The sequence below is a fragment of the Achromobacter sp. PD1 genome, from assembly GCF_048541815.1.
Classification (GTDB): domain Bacteria; phylum Pseudomonadota; class Gammaproteobacteria; order Burkholderiales; family Burkholderiaceae_B; genus Achromobacter; species Achromobacter bronchisepticus_A.
This window is the reverse complement of the sequence record NZ_CP183349.1, coordinates 6,935,216-6,961,420: the sequence shown is the minus strand read 5'-3', so window position 1 is coordinate 6,961,420 and position 26,205 is coordinate 6,935,216. Positions and strand designations below refer to the sequence as shown.

Below are 26,205 nucleotides of genomic sequence, written 5' to 3'. Positions count from 1 at the left end.
GGACGGCTCAACGGCCGGTGCCCTGAGCCGCCATCACTTCCTGCGCCACCTGGCGCGGCGCCTCGGCATAGTGCTTGAACTCCATGCTGTAGGTCGCACGCCCCTGGGTCAGCGAGCGCAGCGAGGTGGAGTACCCGAACATCTCGGCCAGCGGCACTTCGGCGCGCACCAGCTTGCCGCCGCCGCCCGCGATGTCCTCCATGCCCTGCACCATGCCGCGCCGCGAGGACAAGTCGCCCATGACGTTGCCGGTGAAGTCCTCGGGCGTTTCCACCTCGACCTGCATCATGGGTTCCAGCAGCACCGGATCGGCGCGGCGCATGCCTTCCTTGAAGGCCATCGAGCCCGCCATCTTGAAGGCGTTCTCGTTCGAGTCCACGTCGTGGTACGAGCCGAAGAACAGCGTCGCCTTCACATCCACCACCGGATAGCCCGCCAGCACTCCGGCATTGAGGGCTTCGCGTATGCCCTTGTCGACGGCCGGAATGAACTCGCGCGGCACCACGCCGCCCTTGATGGCATCGACGAATTCATAGCCCTTGCCGGGCTCCTGCGGTTCCAGCTTGAGCACCACATGGCCGTACTGGCCGCGCCCGCCCGATTGCTTGACGAACTTGCCTTCGACCTCGTTGCAGGTCTTGCGTATGGTTTCGCGGTACGCGACCTGGGGCTTGCCCACCGTGGCCTCGACGCCGAACTCGCGCTTCATGCGGTCGACCAGGATTTCCAGGTGCAGCTCGCCCATGCCGGAAATGATGGTCTGGCCGGACTCTTCATCCGTACGCACGCGGAACGACGGATCCTCTTGCGCCAGGCGGCCCAGCGCGATGCCCATTTTTTCCTGGTCGGCCTTGGTCTTGGGCTCCACGGCCTGGGAAATCACGGGCTCCGGAAACACCATGCGTTCCAGGATGATGATGTGGGCGGGATCGGTCAGCGTGTCGCCAGTGGTGACGTCCTTGATGCCCACGGCCGCCGCGATGTCGCCCGCGTAGACCTCGGTGATCTCGCGCCGCTCGTTGGCGTGCATCTGCAGGATGCGGCCCAGCCTTTCCTTCTTTTCCTTGATGGGATTGAAGACCGAGTCGCCCGATTTCACCACGCCCGAATAAACGCGGAAGAACACCAGTTGGCCGACAAAGGGGTCGGTCATGATCTTGAAGGCCAAGGCCGAAAACGGCTCGTTGTCGGTGGGATGCCGTTCGATTTCATGATCGCGCACGTCGTGGCCCTTGATCGCGGGCACGTCAACGGGTGAAGGCATATAGTCGATGACCGCGTCCAGCATGGCCTGCACGCCCTTGTTCTTGAACGCGCTGCCACAGAGCATCGGCACGATCTCGTTGGCGACCGTGCGCATGCGCAGGCCCTGCTTGATTTCATCCTCGGTCAAGGGTTCGCCCGACAGGTATTTTTCCAACAGGGTTTCGTTGGCCTCGGCGGCCTTCTCCACCATCTTGTCGTGCCATTCCTGGGCCTGGGCCTGCATCGAGGCGGGAATGTCGCGGTACTCGAAGCGCACGCCCTGGCTGGCCTCATCCCAGATGATGGCCTTCATCTTGACCAGGTCGATCACGCCTTCGAAATGGTCCTCGGCGCCCACCGGCAGCTGGATGGGCACGGCGTCGCCCTTCAGGCGTTCGGCGATCTGGCGCTGCACGCGCAGGAAGTCGGCGCCGACCCGGTCCATCTTGTTGACGAAGGCCAGCCGCGGCACCTTGTACTTGTTGGCCTGGCGCCAGACGGTTTCGGATTGCGGCTGCACGCCGCCCACGGCGTCGTAGACCATGACCGCGCCATCCAGCACGCGCATGGAACGCTCGACCTCGATGGTGAAGTCGACGTGGCCCGGCGTATCGATGATGTTGATGCGGTGTTCGGGATAGTTGCCCGCCATGCCCTTCCAGAAGGCGGTGGTGGCGGCCGACGTGATGGTGATGCCGCGTTCCTGTTCCTGCTCCATCCAGTCCATCACGGCGGCGCCGTCATGCACCTCGCCGATCTTGTGGGTGATGCCGGTATAGAAGAGGATGCGCTCGGTGGTCGTCGTCTTGCCCGCGTCGATGTGGGCGCTGATGCCGATATTGCGGTAAAGCTCGATACGCGTCTTGCGAGTCATGGCCTCTTCCCTTGCAGTGAACTACCGGGCGAAGACGGCAAGCCCGACCGGGCCTTGCCGCGGCGGGCGCCATGCCGCGTAGGGTGCTTGAGAATCGCGGAACCGCGCCCGCACTGATGCGTAAATATTACGCGCGGCGCGACAAGAAACAAGCCTAGTCCCTGCAAGGGCCAAGGATAAAAAAAAGCCCCTCCAACAGGAGGGGCTCGTTTGCCATGCACCAGCCTGGGGCGAGCCTCAGGGGCTGCCCGCAGCGGCGTACCGTGCAGGCTACTTCTTTTCTTCCTTGACGCGGTACACCAGCACGGCGGTGCTGGCCAGCGACAGAACCTTGGCGGTGACGCTGCCCAGCAGCAGGCGCGACAGGCCGCTGCGGCCGTGGCTGCCGATGAAGATCAGGTCGCAGCCGGCGTCGGCGGCGGCTTGCACGATGCCGTCGGCAACGTTGAAGTTCGACACGGCGCGCGACTCGGACTTCACGCCGGCGGTGTCGGCGCGGTCGGTGATCTGCTTGAGGTACTTGTCGGCCTGCTCGGCGGAGGCCTTTTCGTAGTCTTCGTCGGTGATGGCGTAGGCGGCAGCCATGCCGTCAAAGCCGATCGTGGCTGCGAAAGGCTGGGTCACGTAGAGCGCGACGACTTCAGCGCCCACGGAACGCGCAAAGCAAATGCCGGCATTGGCGGCTTGGGCCGAGAGCGGAGAACCGTCGGTGGGAATCAGGATCTTCTTGAACATCTTGCCTGCTCCTGTTTGTGAGGTACCTCCATGCTACCGGAAACGCGCCAGGTTCACATCAACCGAACCCGGCGCGCCTTGACGCGCGTCAAGCCCGATCAGCCCAGCTGCTGGGCGGCGGCGAACAGATTGGTGCAACGGGTGCCGGTGCGGCAGTACGCCAGGACCGGGCCCGGCAGCGTGCGCAGCAGCTCGGCGAAACGCACCACGTCGGCGGCGGTCATGGCGCTGCCCACCACGGGCTGGTATTCGATCTGCAGGCCGGCGGCCAGGGCGGCCTTGGACACGTCCGCGGCGGTGGGCTGGTCCGGGCCCCCTTCAAAATCGGGACGGTTGATGATCACGCTCTTGTAGCCGGCGGCGGCGACGTCCGCCATGTCGTCCGGGCCGAGCTGGGGCGCGACGGCGAAATTCTGGGTCAGGGGTTTGATGGGTGCGGACATGGCGGTTCCTTCAATGGCTTCAAAGAGACAGCTTTCTATTATTGATTGCTGGAGGCGTTTTGCGCGAAGATTTTTTCCAGATCGGTCCAGACGCCGCGATGATCGGCGATCGTGACCGAAAAGCGCAGCATCGTGGACGGCGCCTGGGACGGGGAAAACAGCGTGCCCGGAGCCAGCAGCATGCCGTGGTCGGCCGCCACGCGCGCCAGCGCCTCGGTATCGCGGCCGTAATCGGCCCAGACGAACATGCCGGCGTGCGGCTCGTGGTGCACCGTCAACCCCAGTTTCAGCAACCCTTTCAGGCAGCGCTGGCGGGCGTCGTCCACCCGCAGGCGCACGCGCTCGATGTGGCGGCGGTACTGCCCTTCCATCAGCACCCGGTGGATCACCCGCTCGCCGAGTTCGGGCGAGGTCAGGCCGGCCAGCATCTTCAGGTCGGCGAGCTTCTGCAGGATGTCGGGATTCGCCGCCAGATAGCCCACGCGCAGGCTGGCCGCCAGCATCTTGGAATAACCGCCCACCAGGATCACCCGTTTCAGGCGGTCCAGCGCGGCCAGCTTCATGGCGCCGCCCGGATGCAGTTCGCCGTAGGTGTCGTCCTCGACCACGAGAAAATCGTGGCGTTCGGCGATGCGCAGGATGTCGTAGGCGGCGCCGGCCGACAACGTGTGGCCGGTGGGGTTGTGCACGGAACTGTTGATGATGAAGAGCTTGGGCTTGTGTTGGGCAGCCAGCTGTTCGAGCAGCGCCGTATCGGGGCCGTCGGGGCCGCGCGGCACGCCGATCAGGCGCGCGCCGAAGGCGGCCAATCGGCCGAAGATGACGAACCAGGCCGGGTCTTCGACCAGCACGGTGTCGCCCGGTTTGACCAGGTGCCGCGCGATCAGGTCCAGGCCGTGCGTGACGCCGTTGGTCGTCAGCAGGTTGAGTTCCGGATGCGCAGGCACGCCATCGTTCTGCAGGAAGGCGGCGATCTGCTGGCGCAGCGGCGCGAAGCCCTGCGGGTGGCCATAGCTGACCAGATGGCCGCGCACCGAACGGCCCACGGCGCGCACCGCGCCCGCCACCATCTCGGGGTCGAGCCAGTCCGCCGGCAGCAGCCCCGCGCCGCCCGGCATGCCTGAAGGGTTGGTGTCGCGGAACATGCTGCGCAACAGCCAGGCGACATCGATCCGGGCAGGCGGCGTGAACGCCGCGGGCGCCGCGCTGGCCACGGCGGCCAGGTGGCCGCTGCGCGCCCGCACGAAGAACCCCGCGCCCCGCCGCGACTGCACCAGGCCGCGGGCCACCAGGCGGTCGTAGGCCTCGACCACGGTGAAACGGCTGACGCCCGACTGTTCGGCCATCTTGCGGATCGACGGCAGCCGGGTGCCGGGCCGCAGGCCCTGTTCATCGATGCGGCGCGCCAGCCCATCGGCCAGCTGTGTCACCAAGGTGGCGTCGGCCTGGCGCACGGGTTGCCAGGGCATGGGGGAGGTCGCGGCGGCGGCAACTGTCATGGGGATTTCACCAGGCCAGTAAGTAAAGTGATATGCAAAAGTGTACCGGTACTGTACCGATAACTATGCGTAGAGTGACAGCAATGCCGAAAACCCGCAATAGCGGATGGGCGTGATGCCCGCGGCGCTCCCCAACCTTGGTGGCTGTGATGACCCGTCCCGCTTTCTATCCGACCTCCCAGGCTGCGCCTGGCGCGCCCATGGGGCTGTGGGAGGGGTACGGCTATGGTTTTCTGGGGGTGCTGGTCTTTTCCCTGACGCTGCCCATGACCCGCCTGGCCGTCGGCGAGCTGGCGCCGCTGCTCGTGGGACTGGGCCGGGCGCTGCTGGCGGCGGTGCCGGCCATCGCCGTGCTCTGGCTGACGCGCGCGCGCCGCCCAAACCGCGAGGAATGGCCAGGCGTCATCCTGGCCGCGCTGGGCATCGTGGTGGGCTGGCCGCTGGCATCCTCGCTTGCCATGCAGACCGTGCCCGCGTCGCAGGGCGCCGTCTTCAACGGGCTGCTGCCCCTGTCGACCGCGGCCTTTGCCGCGCTGCGCAGCGGCGAGCGCCCCTCGCCCGCCTTCTGGGCCTGGGCCGTGCTGGGCGCCGCGCTGGTGACGGCCTATGCCCTGCGCCAGGGCGAAGGCGCCCTGCAGCCGGGCTATCTGTGGCTGTTGCTGGCCGTGGTCCTGGGCGGCATGGGCTATGCCGAGGGCGCGCGCGCTTCCCGCACGCTGGGCGGCGGGCGCACCATCTGCTGGGCGCTGGTGATCAGCGCGCCCGTGGTGGCCGCGCCGGTCGGCTGGATGGCGGCGCAGCAGGCCAGTTGGCCCAGCGCCCCGGTGATCTACGCCAGCGCCTATCTGGCGCTGGGTTCGATGTTCCTGGGCTTTTTTGCCTGGTATCGCGGCCTGGCCGTGGGCGGCATCGCCCGGGTCGGCCAGGTGCAGTTGCTGCAACCGTTCCTGACGGTGGTGGCGGCCGCATTGCTGTTTGGCGAATCCGTGGAGCCGGCGACGTACGTCTTCGCGGCTGCCGTGATCGCCGTTATCGCCGGCGGACGCCGCGCCATCGTCAGGACCAAAGAATGAATCTGCTCCCCTCCAACTGGGCCGACGTGCCCCTGATGTCCCTGTCCCTGCTGGGCCCGCTGGCCATGTTCGCCCTGGTCAGTTCCATTACCCCCGGACCCAACAACGTGATGCTGGCCTCGTCCGGCCTGAACTTCGGCTTCCGCCGCAGCGTGCCGCATCTGCTGGGGGTGAACCTGGGCTTCACCTTCATGATTTTCCTGGTGGGAATCGGGCTGGGCTCGGTGTTCCAGCAGGTGCCGCAGCTTTACACCGTGCTGAAGTACGCGGGCGCGGCCTATCTGCTGTACCTGGCGTGGAAGATCGCGAATTCGGGCGAAATGGACGACGGCGAGGCGCGCGGAAAGCCGTTCACCTTCCTGCAGGCCGCCGCCTTTCAGTGGGTCAACCCCAAGGCCTGGGTCATGGCCGTGGGCGTGATCGCCACCTACACGCCGCAGAATGGCTTCTTCGCCAATCTGGTGATCGCCACCGTCGTCTGCGGCATCGTCAACCTGCCCAGCATCGGCATCTGGGTGACCTTCGGCACGGCGCTACGCCGCGTGCTGCACAAGCCCTGGGCGATCCGCGCCTTCAATGTGGGCATGGCGCTGCTGCTGGTGGCGTCGCTGTATCCGGTAGCGCTGGAAATGCTGCACTGACGCGGCGCTCAGGCCAGCAACCCCACAACCACGGCGGGCGTGACCAGCACATTGAACAGCCCCGCCATCACCATCACCAGGCCCGCGACGGCGCCTTCATCGGCCGCCAGTTCGCGGGCCTTGGCCGTTCCGGCGCCGTGCGCGCCCATCCCGAACAGCGCGCCGCGCGCCAGCGCCGAACGCAGCGGCAGCCAGCGCCGCATCAACTGACCCAGGGCCGCGCCGAACACGCCCGTGAGGATCACGAAGACGGCCGTCAGGTCCGGCACGCCGCCCACGTGCGACGACACGGCCACCGCGAACGGCGTGGCCACCGAACGCGGCAGCAGGCTCAGGCGCAGGTCCGGCGACAGGCCCAGCAGGCTGCCCAGCATCCAGGCGCTGGCGCCTGCGATCAGGCTGCCCACCGCCACGCCCGCCACCAGCACCGGCCAGTAACGGCGGATCAGCGCGCGCTGTTCATACAAGGGCAGCGCGAAGGCCACGATGACCGGGCCCAACATCGCCATCAGCCAGTGCGACCCCGCCATGTAGTCCCGGTAGCCGGTGTGCAGCGCAAGCGCCAGCGCCAGCAGCAGCGCGGGCGCCACCACCAGGGTCGACGTGCACCAGTAGGCATAGCGCCGGTAGAACAGGCGCGCGCAGACATAGGCCAGCACCGTCGCGGCGGGCCAGAACAGCAAGTTGAAATCAGCTGGCATGGCGATTCATCCAGCGATAGCAGAGATCGATGGTCAACGCCGTGCCGGCCATCACCAGAACCGTGCCCAGGAGGATGACGGCCAGCAACTTCAAGCCCAGCACGCCCAGGAATTCGCGGTGGTCCAGCAGCGACATGACGGCGGGCACGAAGAACAGCAGCATCTCGCCCAGCAGCCAGCTGGCGCCGCGATGCACGTTGCGCACCCGCAGGCGGCGCGTGGCCAGCAGCGCCAGCACCAGCGCCATGCCGATGACGCCGCCCGGCACGGGCAGACCCAGCAACTGGGCCAACGCCTGACCCAGCAAGGAGAAGACGACCAGCAGACAGATTTGCAGCACGCGGCTGCGGCGCAGCGTGCTGCGTAGAAGAAGGGCGAGGCGTGGGCGAGACATGAGACGAAGTTCCTGCGGCAAGCATATGTTTTACGCCTACGGTGCTCATAGATAAAATGAATTCGATGAATTCAAGTTATTCCAGATAGGCATACACATGGAACTGCGTCCACTGCGCGCCCTGGTAGAAGTGGTCCGCCAGGGCGGTTTCTCGCAAGCCGCCCGGGCCGTCTTTGCCACCCAGCCCACCGTCAGCAAAGCGGTGCGCCAGCTGGAAGACGAACTGGGCATGCCGTTGCTGGACCGCCACGCCCAGCCGCCGCGGCTGACCGCGGCCGGCGAAATCGTCTACCGCCGCGCCGTGGCCATGCTGGCGCAGCGCGATGATCTGTACGCCGAACTGGACGAACTGAAGGGGCTCAAGCGCGGCGTGCTGCGCCTGGGCCTGCCGCCGCTGGGCAGCAGCACCCTGTTCGCCCCCATGTTTGCGCGCTTTCGCAGCCGCTATCCGCAGATTGAAATCAGCCTGGTGGAACACGGCAGCCGCCGCCTGGAGGAAATGGTGATGGCCGGCGAGATCGAACTGGCCGCCTCGCTCAAACCGGTGCCCGACATCTTCGAATGGCAGCCCGTGGCGCGCGAGCCGCTGGTGGCGCTGATGCCGGCCGACCACCCCAAGGCGCACGCCGCAACGGTCGGATTGAGCGATCTGCGGGACACGCCCTTCATTCTGTTCGAGACCGGCTTCGCCCTGAACCGCATCATCCACGACGCCTGCCAGCGCGCCGGCTTCTCCCCCACCGTGGCCGCGCGCAGCGGCCAGATCGATTTCATCGCGGCGCTGGTGGCGGCCGGCCTGGGCGTGGCCTTCCTGCCGCGCCTGAAGGCCCGCGAAGAGCTGCACGCCGGCGTGGCGCGCGTGCCGCTGCGCGATGCCGGCACGGACTGGGAGATGGTGCAGGTGTGGCGCCGCGGCGGCTACCTGTCGCATGCCGCCCAGGCCTGGCTGGCCTTGACCCGGCAAGTCCATCCCGAAGTATGCTGATGCCGGAACCCAGCCGCCCCGCCCGGGTCAGACTATCCATGCCAGCCCTACCCCGCCTTTCTCCCCGCCGCCTGTTCGCCGTTGCCTTGCTTGCAGGCGCCAGCGTGGTCGGCTGCACCCAGCTCGATTCCTGGCAGCGGCAGACTATTTTCTCCCCCCAGTCCGAACCGCAGACCTGGTGGCGCGAACCCGCCGCCGGCACCCAGGTTTATGACCTGACGCTGGCAGGCGGCGACAAGGTGCGCGCCTGGTACTGGCAAAGCCCTCAAGCCGGCGCGCCCACCGTGCTGTACCTGCATGGCGCACGCTGGAATCTGAACGGCAGCGCCTTCCGCATCGACGGCTGGACGCGCATGGGCTATTCCGTGCTCGCCATCGACTACCGCGGCTTCGGCGCGTCGACCCCGCGTCTGCCGTCCGAGGAAAGCGCGCTGGAAGACGCCGTGGCCGGGCTGAAGGAGCTGGCGCGCATCCAGCCCGATCCGGCGCGCCGCTTCATCTACGGCCATAGCCTGGGCGGCGCAATCGCCATCGACCTGGCCGCGCGCCCCGACCAGCCGGCATTCGCCGGCCTGATCGTGGAATCCAGCTTCACCAGCATCGGCGCGATGCTGGCCACGCTGCGCTGGGGCAAAGTGCCTGGCGCCAGCCTGCTGGTCACGCAACCATTCGCTTCCGTGGAAAAGCTGGCGCGCATGCGCACCCCCATGCTGTTCATGCACGGCACCGCCGACCGCGTGGTGCCGCACACCATGAGCGACGAGCTCTACGCCGCCGCAGGCAACGTTGCGCCCGAGCTCAAACGCCTGGTCAAGATCGAAGGCGCCTCGCATTCCGGCGCCTTCCGCAGCGGCGCGCAATACGAGACCGCGGTGAAGACCTTCATGCAGGACGCGAGCCGCGCGTATCCGCGCAAGGCCGGCTAGCCTCCGCAGTCCGCCAGCCCGGCCTGGGCTGCCTCTTTCCCTCGCCTCCATCCGACCTCTCTACGGCCGCCGGCAAGCACGACGCCTGCCTTGCCCGTGCGCGCAAGGCGCACGCTTCCCGCTCATCCCCATAAATCGCGCATCGGCTTGTCTCCGCCTCCGGGTTGACCCGCCCCGGGAAATCCCCGAATCAAAATATCTTCTAAATATATTTATCAGATATTAGACTTTGCACCTGCTCGCCGCTCCGCCATTGAAGCGACGGCATCTTGAGGAGAAGCCAGTTGAGTAACGTGCATTGGCAGGGCGTCTTCCCTGCCGTAACGAGTAAGTTCCATGCCGACGAGACCCTCGACTTCGAGGCGATGCGCAAGCACTTCGGCTTCCTGATCGACAACGGCGTACACGGCCTGGTCACCTGCGGTTCGCTGGGCGAAGCCAGCACCCTGAGCCTTGAAGAAAAGCTGGAAGTGACGCGCTGCGCCGTGGAAGTCAGCGCCGGCCGCATTCCGGTCCTGGCCAACGTGTCCGAGACCAGCACCCGCGAAGCGCTGCGCTTCATCAAGGCCGCCGTGGAACTGGGCGTGGACGGCTTCATGCTGATGCCCTCGCTGATCTACGTGGCGGACTCGCGCGAAGCGATGCAGAGCATCCGCACCATGGCCGAAGCCGCGCAGAAGCCCTGCATGATCTACAACAATCCCGTCGCCTACCGCGTCGATCTCAAGCCCGAGCACATGGCCGAGCTGGCCGACTGCAAATGGCTGGTCGCCATCAAGGAAAGCAGCGACGACGTGCGCCGCCTGACCGACCTGCGCAACGCGCTGGGCACGCGCTATCAGCTGTTCATCGGCGTGGACGACCTGTCGTTCGAGGCGCTGGCGCTGGGCGCGGACGGCCTGCTGGCCGGGCTGGTCACCGCCTTCCCGCGCGAAACCGTGGCCCTGTACGACCTGATGAAGGCGGGCAAGTGGCAGGAAGCGCTGGCGCTGTACCAATGGTTCACGCCGCTCCTGCATCTGGATGTGTCGACCAAGCTGGTGCAGAACATCAAGCTGGCCGAGACCCTGGCCGGCGTGGGCAATGAGCACGTGCGCCGCCCGCGCCTGCCGCTGGCCGGCGCCGAACGCGAACGCTGCGCCGCCATCATCCAGGCGTCGCTGGCCAAGCGCCCCGCGCAGTACCAGTCGAAGTAAGGCCGGGCTCCGGAAGAAGCACGAACCTCCTGGCGCGTCGCAGACCGCGACGCGCCAGGGCCTGTCCCCAGCAAGCCCAACGGACATCATGCAAAGCGACATCATTCTTCAGACCCGGGGCCTGAGCAAGGAATTCCGCGGCTTCGTCGCCGTCAACAACGTCGACATGAGCGTGCGCCGCGGCGCCATCCACGCGCTCATCGGCCCCAACGGCGCGGGCAAGACTACCTTCTTCAATCTGCTGACCAAGTTTCACATCCCGACGCGCGGCGAGATCCTCTACGACGGCGTGGACATCACGCAGGAACGCCCCGCGCAGACCGCGCGTCGCGGCATCGTGCGCTCGTTCCAGATCTCTGCCGTCTTTCCGCAGCTGTCGGTGCGCGAGAACGTGCGTGTGGCCCTGCAGCGCAAGCTGGGCGTGGACTATTGCTTCTGGCGTTCGGAACGCACGCTGGAAAGCCTGCATCACCGCGTCGAGGAACTGCTGGACCAGGTCGGCCTGCGTACGCATCTGGACGTGGCCGCGGGCGACCTGCCCTATGGCCGCAAGCGCACATTGGAGATAGCCACCACGCTGGCGCTCGAACCCGAGCTGCTGCTGCTGGACGAACCCACGCAAGGCATGGGCCACGAGGACGTGGACCGGGTCAAGCACCTGATCAAGCAGGTCAGCGCCGGCCGCACCATCCTTATGGTCGAACACAACATGAAAGTGGTGGCGGACATCTCCGACACCATCACCGTGCTGCAGCGGGGCGAGATCCTGGCCGAAGGCCCCTACGCGACCGTATCGGAAAACCCGGCGGTGCGCGAAGCCTACATGGGAGCCGAAGATGAATGAAGCCGCCGCAGCCTCCAGCATGCTGGAAATCCGCAACCTGCACGCCTGGTACGGCGAATCGCACATCCTGCACGGCATCGACCTGGACGTGAAGCCGGGCGAATGCGTGACCCTGCTGGGCAGGAATGGCGCGGGCCGCAGCTCCACGCTGAAGTCCATCCTGGGCCTGGTGGGCCGGCGCAGCGGCTCGATCAGGATCCAGGGCCAGGAGACCGTCGGCCTGCCGCCCCACAAGATCGCGCGCCGCGGCATCGGCTATTGCCCTGAAGAGCGCGGCATCTATGCATCCTTGACCGCCGAGGAAAACCTCATGCTGCTGCCCTCGGTGGGGCCGGACGGCATGTCGGTGGCAGAGATCTACGAGATGTTCCCCAACCTGAAAGAACGCGCGCACAGCCCTGGCACGCGGCTGTCGGGCGGCGAACAGCAGATGCTGGCGATGGCGCGCATCCTGCGCACCGGCGCCCGCCTGTTGTTGCTGGACGAAATCACCGAAGGCCTGGCCCCCGTCATCGTGCAGTCCCTGGGCCGCGTGATCCGGCAATTGAAAGAGCGCGGCTACACCACCGTGCTGGTCGAGCAGAACTTTCGCTTCGCCCAGCACCTGGCCGACCGCCATTACGTCATCGAGCACGGCCAGGTGGTGGCGGCGATAGACCGCGCCGAAGTCCTGCAATCGCAGGACAGGCTGAACGCCCTGCTCGGCATTTGAGCTTTCCAGACGCATTCCTTCCGACCGCAGTCCCCTTCCTACACGGAGCGTAGTCAGATGAAATTGAATCGAATCTCAGCAGCGCTGTTCGCCGTCGGCATGATCGGCGCCGCCCAGGCCCAGACCAAGATCAGCGATGACGTGGTCAAGATCGGCGTCCTGACCGACCTGTCCGGCGTCTATTCCGACCTGGCCGGCAACGGCTCCGTGATCGCGGCCCGCATGGCCGCCGAGGAAATGGGCAACAAGGTGCTGGGCAAGCCGGTGGAAGTGGTTTCCGCCGACCACCAGAACAAGCCCGACGTCGCCGCCAACCTGGCCCGCGAATGGTTCGACCAGGGCAAGGTCGACATGATCACCGACTTCCCCACCGCGTCCACCGCGCTGGCGGTGATGGAAATCGCCAAGCAGAAGAACCGCGTGACCATGCCGTCGGCCGGCCTGTCCACCGCGATCCTGGGCGAGAAGTGCTCGCCGCTGAATGCGCAGTGGACCACCAACACCTACGCCCTGGCCGCCGGCACCGCGCGCGCGCTGGTCAAGGAAGGCAAGAAGAGCTGGTACTTCATCACCGCCGACTACACCTTCGGCCACTCGCTCGAAAAGGACGGCACCGAAGTCATCCAGGAAAACGGCGGCAATGTGGTGGGCGTGTCGCGCCATCCCTTCCCCGGCAACGACTTCTCTTCGTTCCTGTTGAAGGCGCAGGCCTCCAAGGCCGACGTGATCGCGCTGGCCAACGCCGGCAACGACACGGTCAACGCAGTCAAGCAGGCCAACGAATTCGGCATCAACAAGAAGCAGATCGTGGCGCCGCTGCTCACCTACATCTCGGATGTGCACAGCATGGGCCTGGCCAAGGCGCAGGGCATGTACCTGACCGAAGCCTTCTATTGGGACTATGACGATGCCTCGCGCGCCTGGGCCAAGAAATTCTTCGAGAAAGCCAAAAAGATGCCGACCGCTTCGCAGGCCGGCGTGTATTCGGCCACGCTGTCCTATCTGAAGGCGATCGAAGCCGCCGGCACCGACGAGGCGCCGGCCGTGATGGCCAAACTGCGCGAGATGACCATCAACGACGCCGTGATCCGCAATGGCAAGCTGCGCGCCGACGGCGCGCTGGTGCACGACATGCTGCTGTTGCAGGTCAAGACGCCCAAGGAATCCAAGGCGCCCTGGGACTACTACAACGTGAAGTCGGTGCTCAAGGGCGAGGACGTGTTCCCCAAGCCCCAGGCCGCGTGCTCGTTGAACAAGACCTGATGCCGCCACGCGCCGCACGCATGGCGTGCGGCGCCGGCTGCCATGGCCGCGGCGCATCGCCGCGCGCTTCCCGGAAATCGACGCGACACCTTTCCGCCCGCCGCCTACCATGTTCGACATCTCGCTTTCCGCCTTGCTCGCCCAACTGCTGGTGGGACTGATCAACGGCTGCTTTTACGCCATCCTCAGCATGGGGCTGGCCATCATCTTCGGCCTGCTCAACATCGTCAATTTCACACACGGCGCCCAGTTCATGATGGCGGCCTTTCTGGCCTGGATCGGCTTTACCCAGCTGCCGCAGCTGCTGGGGCCGGGCGTGCAGATCAACTTCTGGGCCGCGCTGATCCTGGCGCCCCTGCTGGTGGGACTGGTGGGCGTCGTGATCGAGAAGACGCTGCTCAAGCGGCTGTACCACCTGGACCACCTGTACGGCCTGTTGCTGACCTTCGGCATCGCGCTGATGATGGAAGGAGGCTTTCGCTACTTCTACGGCATCTCGGGCGTGGGCTATGAGCCGCCCGAGGTCCTGCAGGGCGGTTTCGACCTGGGCTTCATGTTCCTGCCGGCCTATCGCGCCTTCGTGGTGGTGGCGTCGCTGGTGCTGTGCCTTGCCACCTGGTATCTGTTCGAACGCACCCGGCTGGGCGCCATGCTGCGCGCCGGCACCGAGAACCCCAAGCTGCTGCAGGCCTTCGGCGTGAACGTACCGGTGATGATCACCCTGACCTACGGTTTCGGCGTGGCGCTGGCCGGCGTGGCCGGGGTGCTGGCCGCGCCCGTCATGCAGATCAACCCGCTGATGGGCTCGAACCTGTTGAACATCGTGTTCGCCGTGGTCGTGATCGGCGGACTGGGCTCCATCATGGGCGCCATCATCACCGGGCTGACCCTGGGCCTGCTGGAAGGGCTGACCAAAGTGTTCTATCCCGAAGCCTCGACGGTAGTCGTCTTCATCGTCATGGCCATCGTTCTGCTGACGCGCCCCGCCGGCCTGTTCGGCAAGGAGAAATAAGGTGCAGCGCATACCCTCCTCGATCCGCATTCTGGCGCTGTTGCTGGTGCCGGCCCTGCTGGTGCCGCTTTTCCCGCAGATCGTCTATCCCGTGTTCGTCATGAAGGTGCTGTGCTTTGCGCTGTTCGCGTTGGCCTTCAACCTGCTGACCGGCTTTACCGGCCTGGTGTCGTTCGGCCATGCGGCCTTCTTCGGCTGGGCCGGCTATGCGGCCGGCGAAATGATGATCCTGTTCGGCGCCCGCGGCCTGCCGCCCGAAATCGCCATCGCTTGCGGCGTGGCCATGGCCGCGGCCATCGGCTGGGCGATCGGCTGGCTGGCGATCCGGCGCACCGGCATCTACTTCGCGATGATCACGCTGGCGTTGTCGCAGGTGGCGTACTTCATGGCGGTTCAAGTGGGCTGGACGCGCGGCGAAGACGGCATGCAGGGCATTCCGCGCGGCAAGTTCCTGGGCCTGGTGGACCTGAGCGTGGACGCCAACATGTATTACTTCACGCTGGGGGTCTTCGTGCTGGGCTTTCTGTTCGTCTACCGGGTGATCCATTCGCCCTTCGGCCAGGTGCTCAAGACCATCCGGGACAACGCGCCGCGCGCCATATCGCTAGGTTACGATACAGACCGGTGCAAGCTGCTGGCGTTCGTGCTGTCGGCCTCGGTCGCCGGCCTGGCCGGTTCGCTGAAGGCGCTGGTGCTCCAGCTGGTTGCATTGAACGACGTTTCGCTCGCCACTTCCACCGAAGTGCTGCTGATGACGCTCCTGGGCGGCATCGGCACGGTATGGGGGCCGGTGGTGGGCGCGACGCTGGTCGTCAGCTTGCAGAATTACCTTGCCACCCTGGGCGACATCGTCACCATCGTCATCGGACTGATTTTCGTGTTGTGCGTGTCGTTCTTCCGGCGCGGCTTCGTCGGCGAATGGCTGGCCTACGCGCAGTGGCGCAAAACGAAGGAAAACAATAGTTGATGGCAGCAGCAGAATCCAAACGGCGCGCCGCCGATGTCGCCTACGACCAGATCGAAAGCATGATCGCCACGCTGCAATTGCAGCCGGGCAGCGCGGTCGTGGAAGCGGATCTGGTGGAAATGACCGGCCTGGGACGCACGCCGCTGCGCGAGGCGCTGCTGCGCATGGTGGCCGCCGGGCTGATACGCCAGGAGCCGCGGCGCGGCCTGCGCGTGTCCATGATCCAGCTGGCGGACCACATGGACCTGATCCAGACCCGCCGGGCGCTGGAACAACTGATCGCCGCCAGCGCCGCGCGCCGCGCCACTGCGGCGCAGCGCAGCCAGATCGTGGACTGCGCGACGCAGATGATCCGGGCGGCGGAAGGCGGCAATCTCGACGACTACATGCATGCCGACCAGATGCTGGACCACGTCTGCCATCAGGCCTGCCGCAACGCCTCGGCCGTGAACGCGGTGGCGCCGCTGATCATCCAGTGCCGCCGCTTCTGGTATGCCTACCAGCACGAGGGCGACATCGCCGAAGGCGCGCGCCGCCACATGCTGATGGCCGAAGGCATCGCCACCGGCAACGAGTCCGCGGCCATCAAGGGCGCGGACTCGCTGATGGACTACCTGGAGATGTTCACGCGCAAGGTGATTGACGCGTGACGGCCGGCGCGGCCTGCCCCTTGCGGCGGGCCAGCCACTGCAGCACCCGCGGCCGCGAGCGGTCGTAGGCCAGGTTGTAGAGGAAGGCGTAGGGCAGATAGAACAGCACCAGCGCGATATCCAGCACAAAGGCCTGCCACAGGCTGATGTTGAGCCACCAGGCCGCCAGCGGGATCACGATCAGGATCAGGCCCAGCTCGAAGCCGAAGGCATGCACCACGCGCAGCCGCAGCGTACGGGTCCAGCCCATGCGGTTCTCGATGCGGTCAAAGCCAGCGTTGTAGATCATGTTCCAGACCAGCGCGATCCAGGCGATCACCGCGGTCAGCACGCCCATTTCGAACAGGGACTTGCCCATGGCCCAGGCAGCCGCCGGAGCGCACAGGCCGATGGCGATGATTTCGAACAGAAAGGCGTGGAGGAAACGTTCTTTAATGGATTTCTTGGCTTGCGTCATGACCCACCTGCGGTCGGTTGATACTCAGTGGCAGGGATTTTCGACGATATTTCCGTTACCATAAAGATGGTTTTCATCGGAAAAACCGATAATCAAAGAGCCTCCGTCCATGCGCCACTCCCTGGAATCCCTGGCGGCGTTCGCCCAGGTCGCCTCCGAAGGCACGTTTTCGGCTGCCGCCCGCAAGCTCGGGAAAAGCCAGTCCACCATCAGCGAAACCATCGCCAACCTGGAGGTGGACCTGAACGTGGCGCTATTCGACCGCAGCCAGCGCCAGCCCGTCCTGACCGAGGCGGGCCGCGTGCTGCTGGGCCAGGCCTTGCAGGTGCTGGCCGCCAACGACAGGTTGAATCGCAGCGCCAGCCAACTGTCCGAAGGCCTGGAGCCCCGGCTGACGGTAGTGCTGTCCGACACGTTCCAGTCCGAGACCTTCGAGAACATGCTGAGCCAGATCGACCAGCGCTATCCGGCGCTGCGCTTCGAATGCCTGATCGCGGAATACGAGGATGTGGTGGCGCTGGTGCAGCAGGGCCGCGCGCACCTGGGGCTGATGGCCGCCCAGGAGAGCTATCCGCCCGACGTCGCGCACGCCGCCCTGGCGGAGCTTTCTGAAATCGTCCTGTGCGTGAGCCGCAAGCACCCGCTGGCCAAGCTGCCCCGGGTCACGGAGGACCAGCTGAAATCCGAACGCGCGCTGCGCCTGAGCACGTACGAACTGGGCGACAAGGAGACCGAACCCGCGTACGCGACCTGGTCGGCGCCCGGCTATCTGATGCTGATGGACATGGCGACCCTGGGGTTTGGCTGGACCGAACTGCCGCGCTGGATGTTCCAGCGTTTCGGCCAGGATCAGCTGGTGGAGCTGAAGGCGCCAGGCTGGCCGCGCCACATCCGCGTCGACGCGGTCTGGTCGCGGCGCCGCGCGCTGGGGCCGGCAGGCGCCTGGCTGCTGCAGAGCCTGACGGGCGGCTAGAGCCAGCCCGCGCCGCAACGGCCTTGCAGCCGATCAGCGCGCCGTGGCCGGCAAGCGCGAGATGTGCACGCCGTTGGCGTTGAGCCAGTCGCCCAGCTTGGGGCTGGCCAGCACGTCGAACTCCGCGCGGCGCTGGCGCGACATGGCGCAGTCATCCTGGCTGCCCATGGCCGGATGGCACATGACCAGGTCGCAGTCGCGCGCGTTGAACAGCCAGTTCTGCAGCAGGTCCGCGTAGCGCCGCTTGCCGCCTTCGAAGCCATAGACGCCCAGCAGCCGGCGGTTGGTGCGCATGCCGTCCTTTTGCGCCTCGCGCGCCAGCGCGCTCGAACCGAGCGCGCCAATGACGCGCGCCTTGAGGGCTTCTTTCAGGGGAATGCCAACCTGCATGCCCGGCGCCGTCTGGCGCAGCCAAGGCATGTGATCGCCATAGCGTTGCTTGAGCAACAGCAGCAGCCGTTCGCGGATGCCCGGCAGCTGATGCACGTGCTGGTGCCCGTCGACATAGTCCGGCGCGCGGCCGAACGCGGCCTCGAAAGCATCGAACTGGCACGCCAGCTGCGCATCGATCCAGGCGGCGTCGAGTCCGCCCGCATAGGCGCTCAGGATCAGCCGGCTCAGCGTGGGCATGGGCTCGGCGCCAGGCGTAAGCGCTTCCGTGAAGTTCACGTGCAGGCCGATATCCACGTTCATCGGGGCCAGACGCCCGGCGTTCGACGCGAACGACGGACCCAGCGTGAGGCAGCTGACCGCGCTCAGCCGGCCCATGCCGGCCAGCGCAATCATGCCTTCATCGATATCGGCATTCATGCCAAAATCATCACCGCAGACCACGATACGTTTGCTCATTGCTATACCTTTGACTTCATTTCCGCCACGCCCTTCATGCGCGCCCTGCTGCAACAAGTAAGCACCTTCATTGCCGTCGGATGCGCCGCCGCGGCCACCCACTGGGCTGTCGCCGTGGGTTGCGTCGAACTCTTCCGCATGCCGCCCCTGGCCGCCAACCTGATCGGCTGGCTGGTTGCATTCGCGGTTTCCTTCACTGGCCACTACCGGCTTACGTTCCGACATTCCAAAACTCCGTGGACGGTAGCAGCGCGGCGTTTCTTCCTTGTGTCAGCAGCCGGCTTCATCATCAACGAAGCCGCATACGCCTGGCTACTGCATAGCACTACCATCCGTTACGACATCCTGCTTGCCTTGATCCTGCTCGGGCTCGCCGTGGCGACCTTCATCGCTAGCCGGCTTTGGGCGTTCCGCCACAAACCCGCTGCCTGAGGGCCGCGTCCACGTCGACGCGCCACATTACATACTTCACGCTGCTGACCACCGGCGCCAGCCCCTGCAACGGCGCATAAACCTGGTTGTCCGCCGCGGTACCCCATACCCAGTAGCGGCTGCCTTCGGCCGCCTGACACAGGCGCGCGTTGAACTCCGCGGGGCTGAGCAGCACCTGTCCGCCGGTTTCGGGGTCGAACTGGGCGGCGTCATACAGCTCCTTGCGCCAGTTGTCCCGCACGGGCACCTCCGGATTGAGCCAGTCGTCCACCACCCAGGCGGGCCGCGGCGCCCGGGCGTACAGCGCCAGGTCGAAGGGATAGGTGTGCAACGACACGAAGGTATCGTCCGGCCGCGCCTGCTCCCGCACCACCTTGGCCAGCGGGCCCGCGCTGCCGCGGGCATTGTTGGCGGCGATGCCCACCGCGATGACGCAGATCCCCACCGCCACCGCGGCGCTCAGGCGCAGCAGGCGGGTGGCCGAATCGGCGTCGGCGCGCCTGGCTCCCTGAATCACTTCGGCCAGAAGGAAAGCCAGCGGCGCCAGCGCCGGCAGGACATAGCCCACAAGCTTGGAATTCGGCAGCGAAAAGAACGCCAGCACGACGGCAAACCACAGCACCGCCAGGCGCCGCAAGCTGCGCGAGGGACCGGCTTCCCAGAACGTCTTGCGCAGGATGCCGCCGCCCCAAAGCGACCAGGGCAAGCTCAGCCCCGCCACCACCGGCAGATAGAACCAGAACGGCTGCGCATTGTTAAAACCAGTAGCGGCAAAGCGCTGGAAGTGCTGATAGACAAAGAAGTAGTCGTAGAAACCTGGATAGCGCCACTGCATCAGCACGAACCACGGCGCCGCCACGGCGATGAACACCAGCAGCGCGGGCGGCCAGAACAGCGCAGCCAGGCCGCGCCACCGGCGTTCCCACACCAGCCAGATCAGCAGGATGGCGCCCGGCAGCACTAGGCCGATCAGCCCCTTGGCCAGCACGGCAAGCGCGGCCAGCGCGCCAGCCGCCACGGCCATCGCGTGCCAGGCTTCTCCGCGCTCCTCGCGCAGCACCGTATCCGTTGCCGCCAGCACGCACAGCGTGATCATGCCGGCCACCAGCATGTCCAGATTCGCGAACTGCGCGCCACCATAGAAAAACGGCATGGTGGCGAGGATCAGCACGGTCGTCATGGCGGTCGCGGGATCGCGATAGCGGCGCACAAAGGCGTACATCGCAGCCGCTGCGGCCCACGCAGCCAGCCAAGAGGGCACCCGCGCAGCCCAGGGATGCACGCCGAACACCGAAAAGGACAGCTCAGTCAGCCAGTAGTAAAGCGGCGGCTTGTGGAAATACGGCATGCCGTCCAACAGGGGCACCGCATGCGAACCGCTGCGCAGCATGTCCCAGGCCACACCGGCATAGCGCCCTTCATCGGGCAGGGTCAGGGGCCTGATCCAGGCCAGGAAAGCAAGCCACGCGCCTATCGCGATCAGGAAGCGTCCCGCTGGCGGGGTCCAATCGGAGCGCCGCCAGAACGTCGTGGCGAACATGTCAGTCCAAGCCTTGGCCCGGTCGGGAAGCCCTGCCCTGGCGCCGGCGCACGACGAACAGCGGCCGGCCCTTCACCTCATCGAAGATCCGCGACACGTATTCGCCCACCACGCCCAGGGAAATCAGATTCACGCCGGCAAAGAACAGCACCGCCGTGACGATGGTCGTCCAACCGGAAACCTCGTTGCCGAAGAACAGGTACTCGCCGACCAGATAGGCGGCATAGGCCAGCGCCAGCATGGCAAAGGCCACGCCGACCAGGCTGACCAGGCGCAGCGGCCAGGTCGTGAAGGCGGTCAGGCCGTCCAGCGCCAGCCGGACCAGGCGCATGCTGCTGAAACGGCTGTCGCCGTGCATGCGCTCCTCGGGGGTATAGGCCAGCGCCTCGCCCTTGAAGCCAACCCAGGCGTACAGGCCTTTCATGAATCGGGTGCGTTCGGGCAGCGCGATCAGCGCGTCCACCACGCTGCGGTCCATCAGGCGAAAATCGCCCGCGTGCGCCGGCACGTCCACGCCGCGCGCGCCGCTCAACAACTTGTAGAACCAGCGCGCGCCAGCGCGCTTGGCCCAGGATTCGTCGGCGCGGGTCTCGCGCACGGCGTAGACCATTTCGGCCCCGGCGGCCCAGCGCGCCAGCATTTGCTCGATCAAGGCGGGAGGATGCTGCAGATCGGCATCCAGGCAGATCACCGCATTGCCCGTGGCGGCTTCCAGGCCGGCGCTGATCGCGGCTTCCTTGCCGAAGTTGCGCGACAGCTGCACGTAGCGAAAACCATCGTGTTCGGTCCATTCGGCCATCAGCGCTTCCGTGCCGTCCGTGCTGCCGTCATCGGCCACGATGATTTCCCAGCTGGTGCACAGCGCCTCCAGGCGGTTGCGCAGCAGAGGCAGCAGCACCTGCAGGTTCTCGCATTCGTTCAGGCACGGAATGACGCAGGTCACGCAAGTGTCGTACGGCACGCGCGCCTCGGCCGCCGGCCAAACCGTTTCCAGCGGATACGATTTGGTCAGCACTTGCGGGACAGCGGATTCGGACCGGAACTGAATGTGCATGGCTCTAGACTCGGAATGCAGGACTATGCCGAGCAGTATGCGTAGGGATCTGTCGAATTTTCATGAAATGCGCAATTGCCTGCAGCGCCCGAGAAATCCAGATGAATTCTAGGGAGCGTCCCCCGGAAAACAATAAAGTGGCGTAAACCTGTGTCCCCAATTTGTGAAGCCCTGTAAAGCCGGACTGCGCCCGCGCATCGGTAAAATGCGCCCGAGTTTTTTGTTTTCGCAGGTTGTCATGCAATATCAAGTCCGGCTCATGCAGGCCAGCGACGTGGACGCCATCCTGGCCCTCCAGACCCTGGCCTACCCCGGTTTCCTGCTGGAAAGCGCGGGTTTCTTCCAGAACCGCCTGGCGCTCGCCCCCTCGCACTGCTGGGTAGCGCAGGCTGGGGCCAGCCCGGATGCGCTGCTGGGCTACCTGATTTCCTATCCCTGGGACGCGGGACTGCCGCCCGCCCTGGATGTGGCGCTCGCGGCGCTGCCGGCCGCGGCCGACCACTGGTTCCTGCACGACTGCGCCGTGGCGCCCTCGGCGCAGGGGTTGGGCGTGGGCCAGGCGCTGCTGCGCGCCGCCGCCGACAGCGCGCATGAAGGCGGCTTGTGCCGCGCCAGCCTGGTGTCCCTGGAATCCGCCGTGGGTTACTGGCAGCGCCACGGCTACCTGCCGGTCAGCGCAGACAGCGCCGACCTGACCGAAAAACTGGCTGGCTACGGGCCGCGCGCGCAATACATGTCGCGCGCATTTCCACTCTAGCCGCCCCGGCCGCGGCGACCTCCGCCGCGGCTTTCCGCCCGCCCGGCCCCGCGCCGCGCGCCGCCTCCCTGCCCCATGTACATCGCCCGCGCGGCGGACGTAACATAAGCCTCAGTCCGTGTGAGGCGGCAGGGTTCAAACAGCCAGAAAGTTCACCGTGCCCTGACAGGGCGCAAAGGCACCTATGATCTCGCTTACGCCCGTTCAATCACTGCTGGCATGCTGCCTCGTCCTGGTCATCGGACGCGTGCTCACCACCAAGATCGGCGTCCTCGCCCGCTACAGTATTCCGGACCCCATCGTCGGCGGCCTCCTGTTCGCCGTACTGGCCTACCTGCTGGCGACCTGGGGCGGCGTCTCCGTCTCGCTGGAAACCAGCATCAAGCCGACCTTGCTGCTGCTGTTCTTCGGCAGCATCGGCCTGACCGCCAACCTCAAGCTGCTGGCCAAGGGCGGCCCCAGGCTGATTGCCTTCCTGCTGGCCCTGATCCCGTTCCTGGTGCTGCAGAACGCCGTCGGGCTGGGCATGGCCTGGCTCCTGGACATGCATCCGCTGATGGGCCTCTTGGGCGGCACCATCACGCTGGTGGGCGGTCACGGCACGGGCGCGGCCTACGCCACGCGCTTCGCCGACTTCAACAACATCCAGGACGTGATGGCGCTGGCGATGACCGCCGCCACCCTGGGGCTGGTGCTGGGCGGCGTGGTGGGCGGGCCGGTGGCCGAATGGCTGATGCGGCGCCACAAGCTGGCCGGCAGCCTCGACCACGCGCCCGGCGACGGCCACGAGCCTGCGGACCTGATGGAAAACGCGCCCGCGTCCTCCGCCGGCTCCTACATCGTGTCCCTGACCGCCGCCCTGGTCTGCCTGGTGGTCGGCGGCTACCTGGCCGCCTTGGTTGAGGACGCCCCGGTCAGCCTGCCGAACTTCCTGTGGTGCCTGGCCACGGGCGTACTGATCCGCAACGGCGGCGAAAAGCTGGGCCTGAAGCTGGACGACCGCGCCACCGAAATCATCGGCACCATCTCCCTGTCGCTGTTCCTGGGCATGACGATGATGACGCTGGACCTGTCCAGCGTGGCGCGCCTGGCCGGCCCGCTGGCCCTGATGCTGGCGGTGCAGACCCTGGTATGCGCGCTGTATGCCGCCTGGGTCGTGTTCCGCATGCTCAAGCGCGACTACGAAGCAGCCATCATGTCGGCCGCGTTCTGCGGCTTCGCGCTGGGCGCGACCGCCACCGCCATTGCCAATATGCAGGCGCTGACGCGGCGCCATGGCCCGGCGCCGGAAGCGTTTATCGTCGTGCCGGTCACCGGCGCCTTCCTGGTCGACATCCTGAACGTAATCGTGCTGACCTCGCTGATCTCCTTGCCGTTCGTGGGAGGCATGTGACCATGTTCAAACGCCTTGTCATTCTGAGCTTCTGCCTGCTGCTGGCGGCCTGCGGCCGCGCGCCCGATACCGACGCCCTGCGCGCCGACGTGGAACGCAGCCTGGCCACCGCCTACGGCGCGGACCTGTTCCGTATCGCCGGGATCAAGCGCATGGGATCGGCCTCGGACAGCAGCGCCCCGGCGGGCGAAACCCGCCGCGTGGTCTATTACGACGTCGAACTGGACCTGGCGCGCAACATCACCCTGGGCGCCTGGGACCAGCCCGGCGCCGCCGCGCTGGTCACGCTGCTGGGCGCCGGCCCGCGCAGCATCAGCGGCGTGAAATCCGGCGGCAACCAGGCGGGCGACCGCATCGTCGCGCACGCCAGCGCCATCTACCGCAAGGAAGGCGACGCCTGGAAGCTGGTGACCCCGGCCGGCTTCAAGGCGGCCGAGGCGCCCAACCTGGACACCGGCGCGCCGCCGCCCGTCACGCGCCAACTGCTGGACACGCTGGACCAGATCACTCATTCGGTTTCCTACAGCGCCTCCAGCACCGCGCAGCACGTAGTGCAACAGGAACTGGAACGCTCCGTGGCGCGCATCAACGGCCGGCTGGCCCGCATGCAACAGGGCTACCCGCTGGCCGGCGGCCCGGACCGCGGCGAGTATGTGGCGTTTGCGCGCGCCCTGAGCGACGTCGCACGCAAGCAGCAGATCCGGGTCTCGCCGCTGATCACGGGCGGCGGCGCCGAGAACATCGCGCTGCTGCGCAGCGGCGACGCGGTGGTGGGACTGGCCCAGGCCGACACGGCGCGGCTCGCCTATGACGGCAAGGGGCCATTCGCGGGCCAGGGCCCCTTCACCGGCCTGCGCGCCCTGGGCAGCCTGTATCCGGAACTGGTCCATATCGTGGTCCGCGACGACGCCGCCCTGCGCGGCGTACGCGATCTCAAGGGCAAGACCATCGCCCTGGGGCCGGAAGGCTCGGCGGTGCGCGCCACGCTGGAAACCGTGCTCGCCGCCCATGGCCTGCAGGCCGGCCGCGACTACACCGTGGCCGACACGCCCTTCACCGAGTCCCTGCCGGCGCTGAACTCCGGCAAGGTCGACGCCGCCGCCCAGGTCATCGGCGTGCCCGCCACGCCCTTGCGCGATGCGCTGACCCAGGCGCGACTGAAGCTGCTGCCGCTGGACCCCGCCGCCATCAAGGCGCTGACCGGGGCCGAGGACAACGCGCTGATGCCGCTGGACATCGCCGCCGGCACCTACCCCAACCAGACGGAGCCGATCCCCACGGTGGGCATGGCGGCGCTGCTGCTCACCACCGCGGACCTGACCCGGGACGAGGCCCTGGTGATCGTGCGCGCGGTCTACGTGACCGGGCAGGACCTGCTGGCCGCCGGATCCGCCCAGGGCGCCCAGGTAGGGCTGGCGACCGCCCGCCGCGGACTGACCGTGCCGCTGCACGACGGCGCCCAGGAAGGGCTGGCCAAGCTTGAACAGGCCAAGCCGCAATGAAGCCGGTTGCGCTTATGATTGCGCTCCCTACCAGGAATCCCCATGAATAAATTCGATCTGCAGAAAAACCAGGCCCTGAAGCTGGCCGGCCAGCTCAAGCAAGCCTCCACCCCGGACCGCTTCGGCACCGCCTCGCAAGTGCCCGACCGCCGCGAACAGCGCAAACTGGACCAGGCCGCCGGCCTGGTGCCGTTCCCCCTGAAGCTGTCGCAGGCCCACGCCGACAAGCTGCGTGCCCTGGCGGCCGAACGCGGCGTGTCGACCAACGACATCGTGGCCGAAGTGCTGCAAAACGCGCTGGACAAGTAAGCGCATGCATATCTGGGTCGATGCGGACGCCTGCCCCGCGGTCATCAAGGACATCCTGTTCCGCGCCGCCCAGCGCTGGCAACTGCCGCTGACGCTGGTGGCCAACCAGATGCTCTACACCCCGCCCTCCCCGCTGATCCGCGCGGTGCAGGTGCCGCGCGGCTTCGACGTCGCCGACGCCCACATCGCCGAACGCGCGTCCGAGGGCGACCTGGTGATCACCGGCGACATCCCGCTGGCCGCGCAAGTCCTGGAAAAAGGCGCGATGGCCCTGAACCCGCGGGGCGAACGCTATACGCCGGAAACGATCCGGGAGCGGCTGGCGTTGCGGGACATGATGGAAGAGCTGCGGGCCAGCGGCGTGGATACCGGCGGCCCGGCGGCATTCAGCCAGGCCGACCGCAAGGCCTTCGCCAACCAGCTGGACACCCTGCTGGCGCGCGCGGCGCGCAAGACGCAGCCGGACTCGGCAAGCGGTCAATAGAAGGTGATGTAGGCCTTGTAGATGATCGTGCCCAGGGCCGTGATCAGGCCTATGCCCATCAGTCCCATGCCGATATTGCGGTCGCGCAGCCCGAAGCCGACCAACATGAGCGCCACGCCGGCGACGATGATGATCAACATGGTATTGGTGTGCTCGGACATGACCTTCTCCTGTTCGCCTATGCCTGGCCCCACGGGCCAAAGCCTTTGTTATCAATGATAGTCAGGCTCGCATGCGACGCGGCTCAATCGACGTGAGTCCGCTTGCGACAAATCAAGAGAAGGGTAATGAAAGG

29 protein-coding genes are annotated in these 26,205 nt (G+C 66.5%); 18 read left to right on the top strand and 11 right to left on the bottom strand.

All coding sequences use genetic code 11. The features are described from left to right. Window positions 1-7 precede the first annotated feature (7 nt). The 4 genes from fusA to ACM1PE_RS32845 form a co-directional block, all read right to left on the bottom strand. Window positions 8-2,119 (bottom strand): elongation factor G, encoded by a 2,112-nt coding sequence (gene fusA, locus ACM1PE_RS32860; RefSeq protein ID WP_059372992.1) that lies wholly within the window; start codon window positions 2,117-2,119, stop codon window positions 8-10. Between the two features lie 270 nt (window positions 2,120-2,389). Beyond that, complete coding sequence (locus ACM1PE_RS32855; protein WP_013391481.1) at window positions 2,390-2,854, bottom strand: universal stress protein; 465 nt, start codon at window positions 2,852-2,854, stop codon at window positions 2,390-2,392. Between the two features lie 98 nt (window positions 2,855-2,952). Then, window positions 2,953-3,297, bottom strand: coding sequence for a TIGR01244 family sulfur transferase (locus ACM1PE_RS32850; RefSeq protein ID WP_042796377.1), 345 nt, complete (start codon window positions 3,295-3,297; stop codon window positions 2,953-2,955). A 38-nt stretch (window positions 3,298-3,335) separates the two neighbouring features. Continuing rightward, on the bottom strand, window positions 3,336-4,751 hold the full coding sequence (locus tag ACM1PE_RS32845) for a PLP-dependent aminotransferase family protein (protein WP_118932596.1): 1,416 nt from the start codon (window positions 4,749-4,751) through the stop codon (window positions 3,336-3,338). Window positions 4,752-4,945: 194 nt separating this feature from the next. On the opposite strand from ACM1PE_RS32845, the gene ACM1PE_RS32840 reads away from it, so the two are divergent. Further along, complete coding sequence (locus ACM1PE_RS32840; protein ID WP_419342192.1) at window positions 4,946-5,869, top strand: DMT family transporter; 924 nt, start codon at window positions 4,946-4,948, stop codon at window positions 5,867-5,869. After that, window positions 5,866-6,510 carry a LysE family translocator gene (locus ACM1PE_RS32835; protein WP_059372984.1) on the top strand — a complete coding sequence of 215 codons (645 nt, stop codon included), beginning with the start codon at window positions 5,866-5,868 and terminating at the stop codon, window positions 6,508-6,510. Before ACM1PE_RS32840 ends, ACM1PE_RS32835 begins: the two co-directional genes overlap by 4 nt. Before the next feature lie 8 nt (window positions 6,511-6,518). Here ACM1PE_RS32835 and ACM1PE_RS32830 read toward each other — a convergent pair whose 3' ends face one another. After that, entirely contained in the window at window positions 6,519-7,211 is a 693-nt protein-coding gene (locus ACM1PE_RS32830; protein WP_419342190.1) for an LrgB family protein, read from the bottom strand. Next, on the bottom strand, window positions 7,201-7,605 hold the full coding sequence (locus ACM1PE_RS32825) for a CidA/LrgA family protein (protein ID WP_419342189.1): 405 nt from the start codon (window positions 7,603-7,605) through the stop codon (window positions 7,201-7,203). The genes ACM1PE_RS32830 and ACM1PE_RS32825 overlap by 11 nt, the downstream gene beginning before the upstream one ends. Before the next feature lie 97 nt (window positions 7,606-7,702). Here ACM1PE_RS32825 and ACM1PE_RS32820 point away from each other — a divergent pair, with 97 nt between their 5' ends. The 9 genes from ACM1PE_RS32820 (at window position 7,703) to ACM1PE_RS32780 (ending at window position 16,160) form a co-directional block, all read left to right on the top strand. Further along, complete coding sequence (locus ACM1PE_RS32820) at window positions 7,703-8,590, top strand: LysR family transcriptional regulator (protein ID WP_280015894.1); 888 nt, start codon at window positions 7,703-7,705, stop codon at window positions 8,588-8,590. Between the two features lie 38 nt (window positions 8,591-8,628). Next, window positions 8,629-9,516 (top strand): alpha/beta hydrolase, encoded by an 888-nt coding sequence (locus ACM1PE_RS32815; protein WP_059372976.1) that lies wholly within the window; start codon window positions 8,629-8,631, stop codon window positions 9,514-9,516. 284 nt (window positions 9,517-9,800) lie between these two features. Then, complete coding sequence (locus tag ACM1PE_RS32810; RefSeq protein ID WP_059372975.1) at window positions 9,801-10,712, top strand: dihydrodipicolinate synthase family protein; 912 nt, start codon at window positions 9,801-9,803, stop codon at window positions 10,710-10,712. Window positions 10,713-10,800: 88 nt separating this feature from the next. Next, window positions 10,801-11,556, top strand: a complete 756-nt coding sequence (locus tag ACM1PE_RS32805) for an ABC transporter ATP-binding protein (protein ID WP_082401334.1) — start codon at window positions 10,801-10,803, stop codon at window positions 11,554-11,556. Further along, on the top strand, window positions 11,549-12,268 hold the full coding sequence (locus ACM1PE_RS32800) for an ABC transporter ATP-binding protein (RefSeq protein ID WP_419342187.1): 720 nt from the start codon (window positions 11,549-11,551) through the stop codon (window positions 12,266-12,268). Before ACM1PE_RS32805 ends, ACM1PE_RS32800 begins: the two co-directional genes overlap by 8 nt. 57 nt (window positions 12,269-12,325) lie before the next feature. Next, window positions 12,326-13,531: an ABC transporter substrate-binding protein gene (locus tag ACM1PE_RS32795; protein WP_419342186.1), complete on the top strand. Its 1,206-nt coding sequence runs from the start codon at window positions 12,326-12,328 to the stop codon at window positions 13,529-13,531. Between the two features lie 109 nt (window positions 13,532-13,640). Next, window positions 13,641-14,543 (top strand): branched-chain amino acid ABC transporter permease, encoded by a 903-nt coding sequence (locus tag ACM1PE_RS32790; protein WP_419342184.1) that lies wholly within the window; start codon window positions 13,641-13,643, stop codon window positions 14,541-14,543. 1 nt (window position 14,544) lies between these two features. Beyond that, window positions 14,545-15,510 (top strand): branched-chain amino acid ABC transporter permease, encoded by a 966-nt coding sequence (locus ACM1PE_RS32785; RefSeq protein WP_059372969.1) that lies wholly within the window; start codon window positions 14,545-14,547, stop codon window positions 15,508-15,510. After that, on the top strand, window positions 15,510-16,160 hold the full coding sequence (locus tag ACM1PE_RS32780) for a GntR family transcriptional regulator (RefSeq protein WP_251877968.1): 651 nt from the start codon (window positions 15,510-15,512) through the stop codon (window positions 16,158-16,160). The genes ACM1PE_RS32785 and ACM1PE_RS32780 overlap by 1 nt, the downstream gene beginning before the upstream one ends. Here the strand turns inward: ACM1PE_RS32780 and ACM1PE_RS32775 are convergent. Beyond that, window positions 16,135-16,617, bottom strand: a complete 483-nt coding sequence (locus ACM1PE_RS32775) for a multidrug/biocide efflux PACE transporter (RefSeq protein WP_059372966.1) — start codon at window positions 16,615-16,617, stop codon at window positions 16,135-16,137. The two genes, ACM1PE_RS32780 and ACM1PE_RS32775, sit on opposite strands and share 26 nt — an antisense overlap. Window positions 16,618-16,726: 109 nt before the next feature. Here ACM1PE_RS32775 and ACM1PE_RS32770 point away from each other — a divergent pair, with 109 nt between their 5' ends. Continuing rightward, the gene (locus tag ACM1PE_RS32770) at window positions 16,727-17,590 is read left to right on the top strand and encodes a LysR family transcriptional regulator (protein ID WP_059372963.1); all 864 of its coding nucleotides are present in this window, start codon (window positions 16,727-16,729) and stop codon (window positions 17,588-17,590) included. Between the two features lie 33 nt (window positions 17,591-17,623). Here the strand turns inward: ACM1PE_RS32770 and ACM1PE_RS32765 are convergent, their stop codons facing one another. Then, window positions 17,624-18,439: a ChbG/HpnK family deacetylase gene (locus tag ACM1PE_RS32765; RefSeq protein ID WP_059372961.1), complete on the bottom strand. Its 816-nt coding sequence runs from the start codon at window positions 18,437-18,439 to the stop codon at window positions 17,624-17,626. 36 nt (window positions 18,440-18,475) lie between these two features. On the opposite strand from ACM1PE_RS32765, the gene ACM1PE_RS32760 reads away from it, so the two are divergent. Further along, window positions 18,476-18,871, top strand: coding sequence for a GtrA family protein (locus ACM1PE_RS32760; RefSeq protein WP_118932577.1), 396 nt, complete (start codon window positions 18,476-18,478; stop codon window positions 18,869-18,871). Here ACM1PE_RS32760 and ACM1PE_RS32755 read toward each other — a convergent pair. Further along, window positions 18,831-20,411, bottom strand: a complete 1,581-nt coding sequence (locus ACM1PE_RS32755) for a glycosyltransferase family 39 protein (protein WP_251877970.1) — start codon at window positions 20,409-20,411, stop codon at window positions 18,831-18,833. The two genes, ACM1PE_RS32760 and ACM1PE_RS32755, sit on opposite strands and share 41 nt — an antisense overlap. A 1-nt stretch (window position 20,412) precedes the next feature. Then, window positions 20,413-21,465, bottom strand: a complete 1,053-nt coding sequence (locus ACM1PE_RS32750; protein WP_059372958.1) for a glycosyltransferase family 2 protein — start codon at window positions 21,463-21,465, stop codon at window positions 20,413-20,415. Window positions 21,466-21,724: 259 nt separating this feature from the next. Here ACM1PE_RS32750 and ACM1PE_RS32745 point away from each other — a divergent pair, with 259 nt between their 5' ends. The 5 genes from ACM1PE_RS32745 (at window position 21,725) to ACM1PE_RS32725 (ending at window position 25,910) form a co-directional block, all read left to right on the top strand. Then, on the top strand, window positions 21,725-22,222 hold the full coding sequence (locus ACM1PE_RS32745) for a GNAT family N-acetyltransferase (RefSeq protein ID WP_419343874.1): 498 nt from the start codon (window positions 21,725-21,727) through the stop codon (window positions 22,220-22,222). 184 nt (window positions 22,223-22,406) lie between these two features. After that, a complete protein-coding gene (gene gltS / locus ACM1PE_RS32740) occupies window positions 22,407-23,615 on the top strand; it encodes a sodium/glutamate symporter (RefSeq protein ID WP_059372954.1) in 1,209 nt (402 codons plus the stop codon). Further along, on the top strand, window positions 23,612-25,117 hold the full coding sequence (locus tag ACM1PE_RS32735; RefSeq protein ID WP_306634262.1) for a TAXI family TRAP transporter solute-binding subunit: 1,506 nt from the start codon (window positions 23,612-23,614) through the stop codon (window positions 25,115-25,117). Before gltS ends, ACM1PE_RS32735 begins: the two co-directional genes overlap by 4 nt. A gap of 42 nt (window positions 25,118-25,159) precedes the next feature. Beyond that, window positions 25,160-25,426 (top strand): hypothetical protein, encoded by a 267-nt coding sequence (locus ACM1PE_RS32730; protein ID WP_054458453.1) that lies wholly within the window; start codon window positions 25,160-25,162, stop codon window positions 25,424-25,426. Between the two features lie 4 nt (window positions 25,427-25,430). Next, entirely contained in the window at window positions 25,431-25,910 is a 480-nt protein-coding gene (locus ACM1PE_RS32725) for a YaiI/YqxD family protein (protein ID WP_419342182.1), read from the top strand. On the opposite strand, the gene ACM1PE_RS32720 is transcribed toward ACM1PE_RS32725, so the two are convergent. Continuing rightward, the gene (locus tag ACM1PE_RS32720; RefSeq protein WP_118932573.1) at window positions 25,904-26,071 is read right to left on the bottom strand and encodes a hypothetical protein; all 168 of its coding nucleotides are present in this window, start codon (window positions 26,069-26,071) and stop codon (window positions 25,904-25,906) included. The two genes, ACM1PE_RS32725 and ACM1PE_RS32720, sit on opposite strands and share 7 nt — an antisense overlap. Between the last annotated feature and the right edge of the window lie 134 nt (window positions 26,072-26,205).

Bases quoted from the DNA above. Each gene is read 5' to 3' on its own strand.
- ACM1PE_RS32820 (WP_280015894.1), top strand. From the start codon at position 7,703: ATGGAACTGCGTCCACTGCGCGCCCTGGTAGAAGTGGTCCGCCAGGGC.
- ACM1PE_RS32725 (WP_419342182.1), top strand. From the start codon at position 25,431: ATGCATATCTGGGTCGATGCGGACGCCTGCCCCGCGGTCATCAAGGAC.
- ACM1PE_RS32825 (WP_419342189.1), bottom strand. From the start codon at position 7,605: ATGTCTCGCCCACGCCTCGCCCTTCTTCTACGCAGCACGCTGCGCCGC.
- ACM1PE_RS32795 (WP_419342186.1), top strand. From the start codon at position 12,326: ATGAAATTGAATCGAATCTCAGCAGCGCTGTTCGCCGTCGGCATGATC.
- ACM1PE_RS32760 (WP_118932577.1), top strand. From the start codon at position 18,476: ATGCGCGCCCTGCTGCAACAAGTAAGCACCTTCATTGCCGTCGGATGC.
- ACM1PE_RS32775 (WP_059372966.1), bottom strand. From the start codon at position 16,617: ATGACGCAAGCCAAGAAATCCATTAAAGAACGTTTCCTCCACGCCTTT.
- ACM1PE_RS32800 (WP_419342187.1), top strand. From the start codon at position 11,549: ATGAATGAAGCCGCCGCAGCCTCCAGCATGCTGGAAATCCGCAACCTG.
- ACM1PE_RS32850 (WP_042796377.1), bottom strand. From the start codon at position 3,297: ATGTCCGCACCCATCAAACCCCTGACCCAGAATTTCGCCGTCGCGCCC.
- ACM1PE_RS32720 (WP_118932573.1), bottom strand. From the start codon at position 26,071: ATGTCCGAGCACACCAATACCATGTTGATCATCATCGTCGCCGGCGTG.
- ACM1PE_RS32805 (WP_082401334.1), top strand. From the start codon at position 10,801: ATGCAAAGCGACATCATTCTTCAGACCCGGGGCCTGAGCAAGGAATTC.
- ACM1PE_RS32790 (WP_419342184.1), top strand. From the start codon at position 13,641: ATGTTCGACATCTCGCTTTCCGCCTTGCTCGCCCAACTGCTGGTGGGA.
- ACM1PE_RS32830 (WP_419342190.1), bottom strand. From the start codon at position 7,211: ATGCCAGCTGATTTCAACTTGCTGTTCTGGCCCGCCGCGACGGTGCTG.
- gltS (WP_059372954.1), top strand. From the start codon at position 22,407: ATGATCTCGCTTACGCCCGTTCAATCACTGCTGGCATGCTGCCTCGTC.
- fusA (WP_059372992.1), bottom strand. From the start codon at position 2,119: ATGACTCGCAAGACGCGTATCGAGCTTTACCGCAATATCGGCATCAGC.
- ACM1PE_RS32730 (WP_054458453.1), top strand. From the start codon at position 25,160: ATGAATAAATTCGATCTGCAGAAAAACCAGGCCCTGAAGCTGGCCGGC.
- ACM1PE_RS32780 (WP_251877968.1), top strand. From the start codon at position 15,510: ATGGCAGCAGCAGAATCCAAACGGCGCGCCGCCGATGTCGCCTACGAC.
- ACM1PE_RS32840 (WP_419342192.1), top strand. From the start codon at position 4,946: ATGACCCGTCCCGCTTTCTATCCGACCTCCCAGGCTGCGCCTGGCGCG.
- ACM1PE_RS32815 (WP_059372976.1), top strand. From the start codon at position 8,629: ATGCCAGCCCTACCCCGCCTTTCTCCCCGCCGCCTGTTCGCCGTTGCC.
- ACM1PE_RS32745 (WP_419343874.1), top strand. From the start codon at position 21,725: ATGCAGGCCAGCGACGTGGACGCCATCCTGGCCCTCCAGACCCTGGCC.
- ACM1PE_RS32770 (WP_059372963.1), top strand. From the start codon at position 16,727: ATGCGCCACTCCCTGGAATCCCTGGCGGCGTTCGCCCAGGTCGCCTCC.
- ACM1PE_RS32835 (WP_059372984.1), top strand. From the start codon at position 5,866: ATGAATCTGCTCCCCTCCAACTGGGCCGACGTGCCCCTGATGTCCCTG.
- ACM1PE_RS32755 (WP_251877970.1), bottom strand. From the start codon at position 20,411: ATGTTCGCCACGACGTTCTGGCGGCGCTCCGATTGGACCCCGCCAGCG.
- ACM1PE_RS32855 (WP_013391481.1), bottom strand. From the start codon at position 2,854: ATGTTCAAGAAGATCCTGATTCCCACCGACGGTTCTCCGCTCTCGGCC.
- ACM1PE_RS32765 (WP_059372961.1), bottom strand. From the start codon at position 18,439: ATGAGCAAACGTATCGTGGTCTGCGGTGATGATTTTGGCATGAATGCC.
- ACM1PE_RS32750 (WP_059372958.1), bottom strand. From the start codon at position 21,465: ATGCACATTCAGTTCCGGTCCGAATCCGCTGTCCCGCAAGTGCTGACC.